This is a genomic window from Nostoc sp. LEGE 06077, from assembly GCF_015207705.1.
Taxonomy (GTDB): domain Bacteria; phylum Cyanobacteriota; class Cyanobacteriia; order Cyanobacteriales; family Nostocaceae; genus Nostoc_B.
In genome coordinates, this window is the sequence record NZ_JADEWI010000018.1 from 78,656 (window position 1) to 95,542 (window position 16,887).

The window sequence follows — 16,887 nt, forward strand, 5'->3', positions numbered from 1 at the left end:
CACCCTTCTGGGTTCGGTAGTTGACCTTTGCATCCTCCGCTTCTAGGTTTTTAGTTTTTGCTGTACACGAGAACGATCAATGCGGTTGATGACGCGATTGATTAAGTCTGTCCCCACTACAGGCTTACTAATGACATCATCGGCTCCTGCTGCCAACACCTGTTGAATTGATTTTATGTCTGTATGGGCAGTTACTACTAAAATAGGTAAATTTCCCCAATGCAGATCTTGTCTGACTACCCGACACAAGTCAATACCACTATATGTAGGCATTTCTAAATCAATCAGCAATAGATCAGGAGTTGTCGAAATGAGTTCTTCCCAAAATTCTTGAGGATTTTGTAAGGTTGTGACTTTCATTCCCCAAGATTGCAAAAGATTACTCAATATATCCAGCATTATTGGATCATCATCGAGAATCATTACCTTGGCTGCACTAGCTGGAGATTGGGGTAAAACTTGGGTGATTACCTGAAACACTTCCTTCGTAGTAGGTTTGATGAGAAATCCCTGTACTCCCAAACGAGCTACAGCGACTCGCTGTGTCAGGTTGTCTTGCTCGGCTATGACGAAAATTGGTGTAGTGGGAAACTGTTGCTTGAGTTTATTCAGCAATTTTAAACTCTTTGGCATTGATGCTTGCTCATTTAAATAAAGTAAAATCACCTTGGGCCGTTGAGAAACGGGTTGCTGAAAAATCTCCCAATTCACAGCTACTTCTATCTGCATTCCCCAATTTGCAGCTTCGGTTTTAAGTTGTTGAGTAAAAGATTCATCATTAATAGCCAGCACTAGGGGAAGTTTATTTGGTGCAAATTGTTCAATAGTGATAGGTTTTGGCGGTTGACTCAGCGTTTCTTTGAGTTGACCAATCAGTTGTGATAGTTGTACAGCATCTTTTGATGTTAAATTTTTATCCCTAATTAACAAATGTTCAATAGCTTGGGCGAACTTTGAGCCTGTTGTGTAGCCAAAGGAACCTAGTGTCCCTGCTAGTTTGTGTGCTTCATTACTAGTTTGCTGTCGTAGTTCAGGTGACAATTGTCCTTGATGTAATGCTTGGTCAGCTTGCTCTAGCAAACTCACTCGTTGGCTAAATGTATCTTTGTGGCGTTCGATGGCTTTGTTAATAGAAGCGATCGCTGCTAGTTTATCTTTTTTTTGACTGTGTGCGCTTTGGGGAATTTGCGGAGGTGTCTTGAGCCGATAACCCAAACCATAAACTGTTTCCAGCAATTCGGTAGACATTCCCACAGTTTTCAACTTTTGCCGCAAGTCTTTAATCAAATTAGTCACAGCGCCTTCACTGGGTGTAGCATCTATAGACCAAAGACGGTCAATAATTTCACTGCGGCTAAATACCCGCTGTGGATGACGCAAAAATAGCCCTAGTAAGCTATATTCCTTGGGGCTTAAAGATATAAGTTGCCCTTGATAGGTAACTTCTGCTGAGACTGTATTGATGCAGAGATTTTCCCAATGCAGCAAGCTTGGTGTCAGTTCCGTTTGTCCACGGCGCAGCAATGCACGTATCCGTGCTAATAACTCGGAAATATCGTAGGGTTTAGTGACATAATCATCTGCACCTGCATCTAACCCTTTGACGATATCAGCACTATGATCTTTGGCGGTTAGCAACAAAATGGGTTTTTGCATCCCCTGTGCGCGAAGTTTTCGGCAAAGGTTAATTCCATCAAGTTTGGGAATCAGCAGATCTAACAATATCAAGTCAAAATTTGACAAGGTTGCTAAGGCTAATCCATTTTGACCATCTCTCGCCAGTTCAACTGTATAGTACTCTGCCTTTAGAACTTCACTCAGTATGGTCGCAGTTGGTAAATCATCCTCTACCAGTAGAATTTTCACAGCTTCTACTATTTAATAACCAATCATCTACATAATTCAGCACAACTAAAAAGCTTAATTCTCAAATAATTAAGCTCACACTGGAAAAGTGTTCCATAATTTTTGGGCTATGACTTTATTTAGCAGATATTTTTAAGATACATTTATTTGCTTGATCAAGCAAGCCTAAATTGTCAAGAGTGGGGATATTGTATCTGCTTGGTTACAGGGAGTCTTTAGTGGTGCGATCGCTGTTAATTTTTTGTTGCAGTGTTGCAATTACGGTCACTGTTAGAAGTATACAGCGAAATTTCCGCAAGTTTGCCACAAGGAATATAGGTAAAAGGATGTAGGGGTGTCAGGGAAGAAAAAGATCTTGCACTAGGCGACTGGAGTCGCGGCTATATAGACAAAACCCGCTTAGGCTGGTTATAAAACTAAGCACTATGCTCAATAACCTAGGGTGGGTAATGTACACAACGTAAGTAGTAGAAGTATGGATTCTGACTTCTAACTTCTAACTTTTAGATTTTTTTCCATTTAAGCGAACTTTAAAAGTAGCAATATACAGATGTATGCCTCTACTTATAATTCATCAACAAGGTAAACAAACACTCACAATAGTTCCTTGACCAGGAGTGCTATTAACTGTAAATTCACCTTTATATATTTTCACTATATGCTGCACAATTGCTAATCCTAGGCCAGAACCTTGTTGTTCATATAACTTCCGGTTAAATTGCACAAATGCGCCAATTTTCTCAATTTCTTCACCTGTCATTCCTTTCCCATGATCAATGACATCTAATCTATATTGATAGCTATTAAATTGACTCAAGACTTGAATTTCACTACTTTGTAAAGAAAATTTTAAGGCATTATCTATCAATTCTTCAATGATAATACTCAATTTTTCTTTTGGCATTTGTACAAGAGACTCAGTTAATTGCAAATTTAAATCTTTATCTCTATTTACTGCCCTAGCTTGATGAATACAAACATCACTAATAACTGTCTTGCTCAGGCAGTTATCTATTTCTGCTTGAATTTGAACAATCTTTTCGGGGTTTCTGGCAATTAGTTCTAGATTACTATAAAGTAAAAATCTTTGGGCTAATCGATGCAAGCGGTTGGCAGAGGTATAAATAGATTCGACAATCTCAATTTCTTCCGACTCATTAATCAGATCTGAACTCTCAATTAATAATTGAGACATCCCAATAATGCCATTTAAAGGCGTATTGATTTCGTGTGGTAATGAGTGAATAATGTTCATGCGTAATTCATCTAGCTTTGCTTGAGATTGACGCTCAATCATAGCTTTTTTATTGAGCCGAACAGAAATTGCATTGAGTAGTTCTTCTGGGGTAAATGGTTTAGTTAAATAATCATCAGCACCAAAGTCCATTCCTTGACGGAAATCTGAACGCTCGGCTTTTGCCGTCACAAAAATTAAGGGAATATTGATGGTTGTTTCATTTTGACGCAGAGCAGACAGCACACTATAGCCATCTAATTCAGGCATCATAATGTCGCAGATAATTAAATCTGGTAATTGTGCTTGAGCAATTTCTAATCCTATCTTACCGTTTGGCGCTGCCAGGGTTTCAAAATTAGACAGTTGTAAAATTTCCAGAATATTTTCTCGAACTTGAGGTTCGTCTTCTATAATCAAAATTGTGTTCATCTAGGAGTTAAAAAGATAAATTATGGCTTTTAGAAATAGAATGACAACCCTGATAACATTTAAAATATATACTATGGAAATAGATAAACTAGGTAATATTCCACTATTTATTTACTATGATGTAGTAAATTAAACTTTTGCAAAATTTTGGCATTTTCTGGAGTTAATAATGCTTGTAAATTTTTCATTTCATTCAAAAGTATAATTTCCCGATCGTATTCTTCTTGTAAAATTTTCAAGTAGCGATCGCGTTCATTATCTGATTGGACTTGCCTCAGCATATACACTGCCATATTAATATTAGAAAGAGGATTACCTAAATCTTGCAAGAGTTTTTCTAAAGCCTCATTACGCATATCTGCTAATTGTTGGCTTTCTTCGAGCTTTTGCTGATTTACTTGAATTTCTTGTTTCAGCTTTATATTTTGTTGACGTTCTTTTTCATACTTTTGTTTCATCAAAATTGGCTTTGCTACTCGTGCTAATCTCATCTCAATTGCCTTCAATAGTTCTTCTGGAGAAAAAGGTTTCGTGATGTAATCATCGGCTCCTAATTCCATACCTTGACGTAAGTCACCACGCTCGACTTTCGCAGTCAACAAATTACGGGTATGGCATCAGTTTCTGGGTCTTGTCTTAAGGCTTTTAGTACACCATAACCGTCTAAATCAGGCATCATGATATCACAACATATCAAGTCTGGCTTTTCTAATTTAGCTAGTCGTAATCCATCTAAGCCATTATTGGCAGTAATGGTTTGAAAATCAGAAAAACTTAAAATCTGCTGAATGTTTGAGCAGATTTGAATTTCATCTTCAATTACTAGTATTTTCGGATTCATTAATTTGGTGAGAAAATAAATTCTATCTACACAGTTTCTTCATACTCATAAACATAGAAGAATCGCTATGAGAACATTTCCTAAGTTAAGTATTGACCAAACTGGGCTTAGTTACACATAGATTGTCCTTATTTATATTTCCCAAAAATTATTTATGAGTAACACCGAAAATATTTTCATTCACCGATGAGACAATCAGTGGTATTTCTATCCTAAATGTTGTACCAACTCCAACCTGACTAGCGATGCTAATTCTGCCTCTATGCAGATCTACACACTTGTGAACTATTGCCAAGCCTAATCCTGTACCGGGGATATTACCAACATTACTAGCGCGGTAAAATAGCTCAAACAAATTTTGCTGTTCTTCTGGCAAAATTCCAATACCTTCATCTTGAATCAGAAAAACAGCGCTTTTGTTTTGGATACATAAATCAATTTGAATATGACTGTTGTCTGGTGAGTATTTGACAGCATTGGAAAGCAAGTTGCTTAAAATTTGCCGCAGCAATTTTTTATCCATCCGAGCCACGAAGTTATCGCTGGCTAAAAAACTATCTTGGGATTGGAAGCAAAAAACCAAATTATGCCGAGGAGAACTGAGTTGGATTTCTTCTACTAAGGTATGGCAGAAATTGACTAAATCTAGAGAATTTGGCTCAAAGGCTAGTTTTCCGGCTTCAGCTTTGTTAATGAGCAAAATATCATCTAAAAGTTGCGTCGTGTGCTGCACATAAGTTTGAATACACTGGAGATGTTTTTGCTTTTGTTGCTCATCGAGTTTATGGCTAAAACTTTTTAATATCCCAGCGGAGGAAGCAATCACAGCTAAAGGAGTGCGGAACTCGTGGGAAGTCATAGAAATAAACCGAGATTTTAACTCATTGAGTTCTTTTTCTTTTGCTAAAGCTTTGCAGATATCTGCTTCGGCTTTTTTTCGATCGCTAATATCACGACAGACACAAATTAAATCACCTTGCTCGGAAATCGTTAAAGAAACTTCTTCTTCAAAGTGGCTACCATCTTTTCTTGTAGCAATTGTTTCTCCTCGCCAATGTTTTTGCTGCATTAACGTTGGAAAAATCTCTGTTTGGAAACGATAAACTTCTTCAAGATTGTAGATTTCTGACCAACTCTTACCTATGAGTTCTTCCGGCTCAGTATAACCAAACATCTCCACATGAGCTTGATTGACATAAGTGTAGATATTGCCACTTAAAATAGAAATCCCATCTATGGCAGCTTCTACGGCTGCAAATTGCCGTTTTAAGTCTTCTTCTGCTTGTTTTTGATTGCGGATATCTTTAACTATCCCAACTGAATAAATTGGTTTACCAATTACATCTCGAATTAAAGAAACCGTCAGGTTAATCCAAATAGGATCACCATTTTTATGTAAACACCGCTTTTCTATTGAGAATGTTTCTATTTCTCCTGAGATTAATTTTTGCAAGTTCTTTTGATGATAGGAAATATCATTTACATAAGTAACATCCTTAAAGGTTTTATTCATGAGTTCTGCTTGGCTGTAACCCAAAAATTCACACAATTGTTGATTGACCTTGAGTAACTTCCCATCTAAAGTTTCTAGTTTAATTCCTACAGCTGCTTGGTTAAAAATTGCTCTGAGTTCAGCTTCGCTTTCTTGCAATTCTAAAGTGCGTAGCTCAACCCTAGCTTCTAAGTCTCGATTGAGTTGTTGTAGAGCTTCTTGAGTTCGCTTTCTTTGGAGTTCAGCAGATGCTCTAGCTGCAAATACTCGGAGAATTCCTTCAAATTTATGGGTATCAGGTATATGCTTTTCATCTATTATGCAAAGTGAGCCAATTGGGTTGCCAAAATCATCACTTAAAATAACTCCCATCCAACTTTCAGCTTGCATTTTCACCAATCTGGCTGCTGTTGGGAATTGTTGCTGAATTCCCGAAGCACAGTAATAATATCCCCGCTTAAGTAAAATTTCACAAGGGGTCGATATAGGGTCATAAAAAATATTTGGCTGTAATTGCCCATCAGACCAAAATCCTAAAGTGTGGAATTGCCCATCAATTAACTCACTGACTAAAGTGTGACGGACATCCAAAGTAGAAGAAATATGCTCAACTAACGCCGGGAAAAAGTCCTGTCCCGTCGTTGAAGCTGTACTTTCAATCAAACTTTGTAAAGCGATTTCTGTTTGTTTTCGTTCTGTAATATCTTCAGAGATACCAGTAATTCGGTATACTTCTCCCTGCTCGTTTTTAATGGGAAAAGCACGGCTGCGAATCCAACGTATTGCCCCATCAGGACGGATAATCCGATACTCTTCATCATATCCACCCTGCATTTGTTCATATTTATTGGCAATAAACTTTGGGCGATCAATAGGATGTATTGAATTTACAAATATCTCATATGATGTATAAACTTCTTCCGCAGACCTGCCCCAGATTTCTTCAAAGGCAGGACTGATATAGATAATTTGGGAAAAATCATTTTGGATTTCTGTGATCCAAAATGTACTTTTAATATTTTCGGTTAATAAGCGGAATTTCTGCTCACTCTCCCGCAATGCAGCTTCAGCTTGTTTCCGTTCTCGCAATGCAGCTTGCTGTTCGCTAATATCATTTGTGATGATGACCGCAGATGTCACTTGCTGATCGTGCCAAATTGGGCCAATCTGAGAATGATAATATTTCAAATTTGTCTGATTCTCTAAAGCACGAGTTTCATAACTTACTACTTCTCCGTGAGTAAAAACCCGTTTTAAAGCAGAACGTTGAATTTCGCAATCTTCAGGTAATACATATTCATCAATACTTGTACCGACAACTTCCTCAAGGGGTAGATGAGGTGTTGTTTGGTTGATAAAAGAGATTTTGCCCTCAGCATTCACCACCCTCACCATGCTGGGTGTACTTTTCAAAACAGAACGCAACATAGCTTCCGATTCGGCTAAAGCCATTTCTGCTTGCTTGCGTTCTGTAATATCGATGCCGACAGCAACAGCCGCCGTATTTTGTTGATATTTTTGGGCTATGATTAGGTGTTTGCGTGTGATGCCGTTAATTTGGGTATCAACAACACCAGAATCAGCAGCATCTTGCCCATCAAGAAATGTACGCATAAACTCGGTAAATTGTGGGTTGTTTTCTAGAAAGCCCAGTTCTTGACCAACAAAGTCATCGGTAGTTAAGTTAAAACTTTCTGCTAAATGCTGATTCACCCCTAAATAAGATCCATCAGCGCTGACCCAAGAAACAAACCCAGGTACCGCATCCAAAACTGTTTGTAATTGCTCTTTGGCTTGTTGGAGATTTTTTTCTGCCTGTTTGTATTCTGTGATGTCCTCGGAAATACACAACAAATATTCTGGTTGTTTGTCTTTGTCATATAGCGGAATTTTCGTGGTGTGTAAAATTCTGCGTCCTAGTTTAGGCGTTTCTATAGGTTCTTCAGCGATGTCTTGGGGTATACCACTGGCTAAAGCTACTGCGTCGGTTTTGTGAGCAAGGTCTGCTTGTTCTTTGGGTAAGAATTCGTCATCTGTTTTGCCAATAGCCTGTTCGGCTGTGATGCCAAATAAACGTTCGCAGGTATGATTCCAGAGTTTGAATTTCCCCAAATTTTCGGGTTTGGCATCTTTGACAAAAACCGCAACTGGCAGATTATTAATCATCGACTGGAGAAAATTACGCGTCTGCTGGAGTTCTTCTTGAGCTTGGCGGCTTTCAGTGATGTCTATACCTGTACACACGATATAGTGAATTTGGTCATCGTGATTCAGTAAGACCTTGTTTGACCAAGAAATTAAGCGGCGATCGCTATCCTTATTAATTAAAATAGTTTCGTAACGTTGGGGGAATTCTCTGGCTACTAAATTTTGAAAAATATTTTTCAGACATTCTGTAATGTCTGGTAACATCAGCACATCCCAAACAGATTTTCCTTTAGCTGCTTCAAATGCGTAACCGGTAGCTTGTTCGCAAGTATGATTGAAGCGAACAATTCTTCCTTGGCTATCTAATACAACAACTAAAGCGTCTGTGAGATTAAAAATTGTAGAAATAAAATTACGCTCCAAGCGCAATTCTGCCTCGATGCGTTGTCGTTCTGCAAGTTTAACTCGCGCATAATTATAGAGTCCCGCTTGCTGAATAGTAACTGCCAAAAGACTTCCAGGTGTCACTAATCCAATCAATTCCCCTTGCTCCCCAATAATAGGCAGATGACAAATTCGATATTGCCTCAATAAATTTAATGCAGTAAAAACATCTTTAAAATCTTCTATCTTCAGTGTTACTAATTCTCTCGTCATCACTTCAGCAACACTGATACCTTCCAGATTCTTTCTTTCGGCTGCCATTTTAATTAAATCTCGCTGGGTGAGAATTCCCACCAACTGCGCGTTATCTATAACTAGAACACAACTGGCAACTTGAGATGTAATATTATCTATATCTTTACAGACATTGGGCGATGAATTAGTATTTTTATTTGGCAAACTCTTAAAAATACTTTGCGCTTCATTAATTAGTGCAATCACATCTGGAAGCAGCATCTCAGAGTTCACAGTGAGAGGCTGGCGGACGATAGTTTGGTGTACATTATCAGGGTTGTGATAGTTGAGAAGCATTATGTAGATGTCTAGAACAAGATAGATAATTTGAGACTAGATATAAATTATATTTTTGCTTATATTTTTTTAATACACCTCAGTGTTTTCTATGATAAAAACTAATCTCAAGTCTGCTGGTTAAAAGTTGCCAGAGTTTAATCTTTTTGGCATGATCAAATGTGGTTTAATTGCTGATACTATTTCCCCCTGATGAAGTGTCACCATTAAAGATGTAATGACGCGTAAAGTAGACTTATTTACTATCACTTTATTGTGCTTATTTTTTTACGAACCGCCAATAATGCCTTCGCGTAGCGTCTCGTAGAGAAGAGCGCCAAGTAAGACAAAAATAATTATTTAGTGCAAGCTTACAGAGATTTAGTATAAGCATTGATAGTTCGGACATAGCAATACATATCACTATCGGAATCATATTTGATTTGGAGAAAAAACCCAGTACACCTCTGTTACTTCTTTTTCTATTCCTTACCTACACAAGTAATTTTAATAATCAAGTCGGATTCCTATATGACTATGCGATTCAGTATTAAAACATCAAACTGTGTTCCTCATCCCAGCACTTATCTTCATGCCAACTTCGTCCACTATGTTTACAGTCAAACGCATTGTTAATCCAGGGAATAGATGTAGGATGAGTAGTCGAAGATGAGGTAGAGATATCAGAAATAAGTGAAGAGATGATGATGAAGCTAGATGTTGAGAGAATAATGAAAGATCCTATCAGAAATACACAATTGATAGGAGTCAATAAAGTTTTTGTAGCTTGTTTAGTGTGGAGGTTTTGTTGATGGTGACTGTTAATACCTGCTAAAGACATAAATCTACACTCCTTTGGTTATTGTAGCTAAAGCTGACATTTCTCAAAGACACTAACGAAAATTACAAAAAAATCTATTCTTATGTCTAGCTAGTCATTGCTAGGAGGAGAAAGAGTGTTTGAATTTTGGCTCAGTGTCAATCAAGAATTGAAGAACCTAAAGGTAGATGCAGGATTGATATCAGTTTGAGATTTAGATAACAATAAATCCCAAATTATCTGGTAATCACATCAGGAATTAAGAATGTCTTGGTGTTTACCATAACTTTATTATTCAGGTTTTGCAGAAAAAAAGAATCGAGGAAAAACAGGAAATTGGTTACTGATTAGTTTGAGGAAATTTACTTATCTAGCAACTTTGAATTACGGCAGTAGTACTGAGGTGCTGTGCTGGAATTATCCGCAAGGTTGAGGAGATTTATTGCAGGATGATGCAGAAAACCCAATTAGAAAAATCTTGCTAACCATCTGATTGGTGAGATATAGCAGGTGACAGGGTTAAAAGCTTTGTGGTGTCTAAGTTTTATTATTTATCGATGTCCTAACCAACTTGGCTACTGCTATAAATTATTGCAGTCACTCTCAATCAGAAGTTAAATATTAGTTTTGTTGTTCTAAGTAGACAGATTTTGCTAATTGCAAATGTACTGAAAGCTGTAAATAGTTTCTTAGGTATGTTTGCATAACACGTATAACAAAGTGCTGAGTCTAAAACGAGTAACTAACCTACGGTAAACCGCATTGAGTCTACAAAGCTTTGAGTTACCAACACTGTCCTCCGCTAAGGGATTTCAGCCATCACACTAAAGTATAGTGAATCAAACTGGAAATTCTGTATTAATTTAGACTTAGTGAATGAAAATTACACAGCATAACCTTTTTTGGGGAAGTATAAACATAGGTGAGGTGTTGCAGCTGTTATGCTTCCTTATCTAAATTTTCCTTGATTTACAGGATGCTCTGCACATCAAGACTAGAGAATTTTATTATGTTGGTATTTTTGACTTATGAGCGATCGCTCTCCCCTGACTATCTGCCTGATTGATGATTGCGCTGTAGATCGTTACATTTATCGCCAGTATTTACAGCATGATAGATTCCATACCTATGAAATTTTAGAATTTGAGACAGCAAAACAAGCGATGACATGGTGTGAGCAAAAAACACCAGATGTGATTTTGTTGGATTATTTATTGCCTGATCAGGATTGGCTAGAGTTTCTGCGACAGCTGAGGGGAGACCTGAATAATCAGCAATCTGCCGTCATCATGTTGACAGGAGCCGGGGATGAAATGATCGCCATGAATGCTATGAAAAATGGCGCTCAGGATTATTTAGTTAAAAATAATTTCAACCCCAAAGCCTTACACAATACCATTAGTCATGCAGTAGAACGAATACATCTGACCCGACAGTTAGAACAAATTCAAGAACAACAACAACTAATTGCCACGATCGCTTTACGCATTCGTCATTCTCTCAAATTAGAAGAAATTCTTAGTACTACAGCCACAGAAGTACGGCAGTTTTTGCAAACTGACCGAGTACTTGTCTATCAATTTCAGCCAGATATGAGCGGTACTATTGTGGCAGAGTCAGTCCTTCCGGCTTGGACGATGGCTTTAGGTAAGCAAATCGAGGATACCTGCTTTCAACAGGGAGCCGGTAGTGATTATCGTCAAGGCAAAAAAAGAGCCGTCAACAATATTTATCAGGGGGGTTTAAGCAATTGTCATCTACATCTTTTAGAACAATTTGAAGTCAAAGCCTATCTCGTAGTACCCATTTTGGTAAAAGAGGAATTATGGGGATTATTAATTGCTCAACAATGTAATGCTGCTCGCCACTGGGAATCTGTAGAATTAGACTTGCTAGATCAATTAGGGGTGCAAATTGCGATCGCTATTCAACAAGCGAGTGCCTATCAGCAAGTACAAACAGAACTGGCAGAACGTCAACGGGCAGAAGCAGCCCTGAAAGCCAGCGAAGAGAAGCTCAAACTGACCTTAAATTTTACTGGTATTGGCTATTGGGAGTGGAATCCCACTACGAATCAAATATTTTCCAGCCAGAATGCTATTCATGGTTTTTGCTCTGAGTCGAGTGATGTGCAATTAACCCTAGAACAGTGGTTGAGTCAGGTGCATCCCGAAGATCGGCAATGGGTTGAGCAAGAATTAAAACAGGCGATCGCTACCCAAACCGATTATGCGGTGGAATACCGAGTTGTTTGGGAAGATCACAGCATTCACTGGGTGTCAGCCAAGGGAAGGGGAATTTACAACACAACCGGACAACTGCTGCGAATGCTGGGCGTGTTGATGGACATTACCGAACGCAAACTATCAGAACAAGAACGGCAGCAGTCAGAAATGCTGCGAATGGAATTAAATCTGCTGGAGCAAGTTTTAGAAGTCAGCCTAGCAGGTTATTGGGACTGGGATATTCCCAGCAATTATGAGTATTTAAGCCCAACCTTTAAGCAAATGTTGGGCTATGCAGATCATGAATTGCCCAACACACCAGAAACATGGCAACGTCTGATTTTTCCTGAAGATTTAGCAAATATCCTGGAAATGTTCGAGCAACATATCCAAAGTCGTGGGCAAATTCCCTGTTCCAGCGAGGTGCGATATCAACATAAAGATGGGTCTACAGTTTGGGTGATTTGTTCCGGTCGCGTCATTGCTTGGGATGAAGATGGTCATCCGCTACGGATGATTGGTTGCCACATTGATATTACACAACGCAAACAGATAGAAGCAGAGTTAATTGCTGTCAATCATTTGCAACAAGCCATTTTAGATGGCAGTGACTATGCAATTATCCACAATAACTCTAATGGCATCCAAATTTTCAACGCCGCTGCTCAGAAAATGTTGGGCTACACAGCAGATGAAGTTGTCAATCAAATCAAGCCGATTATTTTTCATGACTCAGGAGAACTCCAACAAAGGGCAGTTGAACTTTCTTTGCAACTGGGTAAGGAAATTGCACCTGGGAAAGAATTTTTTACTGCCCTGACTCAAGATGGTAGCACCTATGAAAATGAATGGACTTACATTCGCAAAGATGGCTCACGCTTTCCTGTATTTCTCTCAGTGAAAACCTTACGAGATATAGAAGGAAACAACATCGGATTTTTAGGTATTGCCAAAGATATTACCCAGCAAAAACAAATAGAAACCGCCCTGAGAGACAGCCAACGCCGTTATGCAACTTTAACAGAAGCAGCGCCAGTGGCAATTTTCCGGCTGGATACAACAGGTCAATGTATTTACGTTAATGATTACTGGAGCAAGCTCACAGATAGACCAACACAGGCCGCATTGGGTATGGGTTGGTTAGAGAATTTACATCCAGAAGACCGTCATTACCTGTGGATGCAATGGTCACAAGGTTTTGAGCAACTACGCCAAGAAGGTAGGTATTTGCATTCAGATGGTATTATTACTTGGTTTTACCTGCAAATACTACCCGAAACCAACCCTTTCGGTAGCATTATTAGCTACATTGGCACATTCACAGACATTACTGAACGCAAACAAGCAGAAGAAGCGCTCCGCGAGAGTGAACGCCGCTATGCACATTTGACAGAAGCAGCCCCTGTAGGTATTTTCCGGCTTGATGCTTTTGGTCGATGTATTTACGTGAATGATCGCTGGAGCGAGATGACAGGTAGACCAACACAGGCTGCATTGGGGATGGGTTGGGCAGCAGCTGTACATCCAGATGATCGCGATCGCCTCAAGCAGGAATGGGAACTCAAATTTGGGCAAGGAATTGTTGATCCCAGAGAATTCTATGAGAATGAGGGCAGACATTTGCGTCCCGATGGCAGCATTAACTGGTTTTATGTCCAGGTAATACCTGAAATCGATGCTAACGGCAACATCGGTGGCTACATCGGTACATTAACAGATATCAGCGATCGCCAACAGGCAGAAGAAGCCCTGCGGGATAGTGAACACCGTTATGCCACCTTGGCGAAAGCGGCTCCTGTCGCTATTTTCCGCTTAGATGCTGTGGGCAACTGTGTCTACATTAATGATCGTTGGAGTGAGATGACTGGTAGACCAACATCCACTGGGTTGGGGATGGGTTGGATAGAAGCCATACACCCAGATGAAAGTGAGCGGATTCTTATGGAATTGTTTGAAACAGAATTAGCGCCAAACGAACTTTTTTACAACGAGGGTAGACATCTACTCCCTGATGGCAGTATTAAATGGTTTCACTGCTACGTGTTACCCGAAACTAACGCTAGTGGCAAAGTTATCGGGTATATCGGCACACTCACAGATATTACCAGTCGCAAGCAGACTGAAGAACAACTGCAACACCTTTCCGAAAGACTCACCTTAGCACTGCAATCAGGCAGATTTGGGATTTGGGAATATGATTTTGCCCAAGCCAAACAAATTTGGGATGACCAAATGCATCAACTGTATGGGTTTAACCAAGGCGATTTTCCGGGTACTTATGATGCTTGGTTAAACTGCATACACCAAGAAGATCGGGATTATATGTTGGCGAGTATTCAGCAAGTTCTCGAAGGCAAGCAAGAATATAATGTTGAGTTTCGCATTATCCAGCCGAGTGGTAAAGTTCGTTTCCTAAAAGGCTACGGTATTCTTAAGTGTGACCAGCAGGGTGAACCTGTACGAGTCATTGGCGTGAACTTTGACATTACTGCTCACAAACAAGCTGAACAAGAACTGATCCGCAACCGGGATTTGCGCGAAGCAATTTTTAACGAATCAGCCGATGCCATGTTCTTAGTTGATCCGCAAACACTGCTCACCTTGGATTGCAATGATCGGGCAGTGGAATTATTTGAGGCAAGGCACAAAATTGAATTAATCAATATTAGTGGGCAAGCACTCCAGCGTCATTCATTCACTACCAAGGAAACAGAGGAAATTGTTGAAGAAATGGAGTCTCAAGGTGTCTGGAGCCGAGAAATTGAATATGTGACCTTGCAAGGGAAAATTTTTTGGGGAAACATTGCTGCCAAGCCAATTACTGTCGCTGGACGTACCATGAATATAGTCCGGATAACTGATATTAGCGATCGCAAACAGGCACAAGAAGCCCTGGCAAAATATGCCCATGCTGTTGAAGATCTATATAATAATGCTCCTTGTGGCTACCATTCTCTGGATAATGAAGGTCGATTAATTAAAGTCAATGAGACAGAATTGCAATGGTTAGGCTATGAGCGTGAAGAAATGATTGGTCAACCCTTGGTGAATTTTTTCACCCAAGCCAGTCGCTTGGCCTTCCTGCAAAACTATCCTTGTTTCAAACAGCAAGGGTGGGTCAAAGATTTAGAGTATGAAATGATTTGTAAAGATGGCAAAGTCTTACCAGTATTGATTAATGCTACTGCCGTCAAAGATGCCAGTGGCAAATATTTATATAATCGTGCCACCTTATTTGATATTCGCGATCGCAAACAAGCTGAAGAAGAACTACAGCAAACAAATAAGCAGCTGGTGAATACGAATATTGAACTAGCCCGCGCCACTCGCCTCAAAGACGAATTCCTGGCCAATATGAGTCATGAATTGCGAACGCCGCTGAATGCCATTTTGGGTATGTCAGAGGGCTTACAAGAAAGTGTATTTGGCTCCCTCAATGAACGACAAGTCAAAGCGATCGCCACCATTGAGCGTAGTGGGAGACATTTACTAGAACTGATTAATGACATCCTCGACTTATCAAAAATCGAGTCTGGCAAACTGGAACTGCAATTAAGTGATGTTTCCGTCAGAAGTCTTTGTGATGCCAGTCTCTCCTTTGTCAAACAAATGGCGTTAAAAAAGAATATCCACCTCAACACTTATGTTGAGAGTAATATCAACAGCATTCAAGTAGACGATCGCCGTCTACGTCAGGTACTGATTAACCTACTGAGCAACGCTGTCAAATTCACACCAGAAGGAGGTTCAGTCACGATAGAAGTTCGGCGGGAAGAAATAGGGGATGCGGCTCCCTCATCTACTGTCACAATTTGCTTTCATGTAACTGACACCGGTATCGGTATCGCCCCTGAAGAAATTGGTAAGTTGTTTCAGCCCTTTGTCCAGCTTGACAGTAGCCTGAACAGGCATTATAGTGGCACGGGTTTAGGTTTGGCACTAGTGCAGCGAATTGTGCAGTTGCATGGCGGAACAATCTCAATCAGCAGTGAAGTTGGGGGGGGAAGTTGTTTTAGTGTCCGCATTCCCTGTCTGACCAGCGATTATCTACTCACACCGCAAATCACTGCTGTATTACCTTGCCATTGCTTACCTGCGGAAAATGCTCCAGTTTTGATTATCGAAGATTCTGTGGCAGCAGCTGATCAAATTACTCGCTACTTCCACGAAATGGGAATGCAACCCATGATCTATACTCAAGGTGAAGGAGCCTTAGAAGAAGTACTGCGTACTCAGCCTGCTTTGGTGATTCTAGATCTGCAACTGCCCAATCTGTCGGGTTGGGAAGTGCTGGCTCAAATCAAAACTAATCCCCAAAGTCAAAATATTCCAGTAATTATTCTTTCTGTGGTAGATGAGCGTACCAAAGGATTGGCTCAGGGAGCATTTGAATATTTAGTTAAACCAATTACCCGCGCGCAACTTCAAGAAACTATCGGCAAACTGCAAAATTCTACCTATTGCCAAGTGCAAAATCAAAATTTAATCCCAGAAACTACTCTGGCTAATCCTGTGATTTTGCTAGTAGAAGATAATCAAGCAAATATTGATACGATGTCTGGTTATTTGGCAAGTCGAGGTTATCATCTTATTTTCGCAAACAATGGACAACAAGCTATTGACCTTGTGAAAGTTCAACACCCCGACTTAATTGTTATGGATATTCAAATGCCGGGAATGGATGGCTTGGAAGCAATGCGCCGTATCCGTGAGGGACAGCAATTTGTGGATATTCCCATGATTGCACTAACGGCTTTAGCCATGCCGGGCGATCGCGAAACTTGTTTAGCTGCTGGAGCTAACGAATATTTAACCAAACCTGTAAAACTTAAACAGCTGGTAGCCACAATTCAAAAACTTTTAAGAAGATAGCAC

6 protein-coding genes are annotated in these 16,887 nt (G+C 39.7%); 1 reads left to right on the top strand and 5 read right to left on the bottom strand.

Annotated features, from left to right (window positions below; all coding sequences use genetic code 11):
- Positions 1-42: 42 nt before the first annotated feature.
- The 5 genes from IQ244_RS14475 to IQ244_RS14490 all read right to left on the bottom strand — a co-directional run bounded on the left by IQ244_RS14475 (position 43) and on the right by IQ244_RS14490 (position 8,988).
- Positions 43-1,866 (bottom strand): response regulator, encoded by a 1,824-nt coding sequence (locus tag IQ244_RS14475; RefSeq protein ID WP_193895127.1) that lies wholly within the window; start codon positions 1,864-1,866, stop codon positions 43-45.
- Positions 1,867-2,440: 574 nt separating this feature from the next.
- Positions 2,441-3,532 (bottom strand): response regulator, encoded by a 1,092-nt coding sequence (locus IQ244_RS14480; protein ID WP_193895129.1) that lies wholly within the window; start codon positions 3,530-3,532, stop codon positions 2,441-2,443.
- Positions 3,533-3,639: 107 nt separating this feature from the next.
- The gene (locus IQ244_RS33235) at positions 3,640-4,134 is read right to left on the bottom strand and encodes a hypothetical protein (RefSeq protein ID WP_322746067.1); all 495 of its coding nucleotides are present in this window, start codon (positions 4,132-4,134) and stop codon (positions 3,640-3,642) included.
- Complete coding sequence (locus tag IQ244_RS32500) at positions 4,128-4,373, bottom strand: response regulator transcription factor (protein WP_322746068.1); 246 nt, start codon at positions 4,371-4,373, stop codon at positions 4,128-4,130. The genes IQ244_RS33235 and IQ244_RS32500 overlap by 7 nt, the downstream gene beginning before the upstream one ends.
- 148 nt (positions 4,374-4,521) lie before the next feature.
- On the bottom strand, positions 4,522-8,988 hold the full coding sequence (locus IQ244_RS14490; RefSeq protein ID WP_193895131.1) for a PAS domain S-box protein: 4,467 nt from the start codon (positions 8,986-8,988) through the stop codon (positions 4,522-4,524).
- Between the two features lie 1,827 nt (positions 8,989-10,815).
- Between IQ244_RS14490 and IQ244_RS14495 the strand changes: the two genes are divergently transcribed.
- Positions 10,816-16,884 carry a PAS domain S-box protein gene (locus IQ244_RS14495; protein WP_193895133.1) on the top strand — a complete coding sequence of 2,023 codons (6,069 nt, stop codon included), beginning with the start codon at positions 10,816-10,818 and terminating at the stop codon, positions 16,882-16,884.
- Positions 16,885-16,887 lie beyond the last annotated feature (3 nt).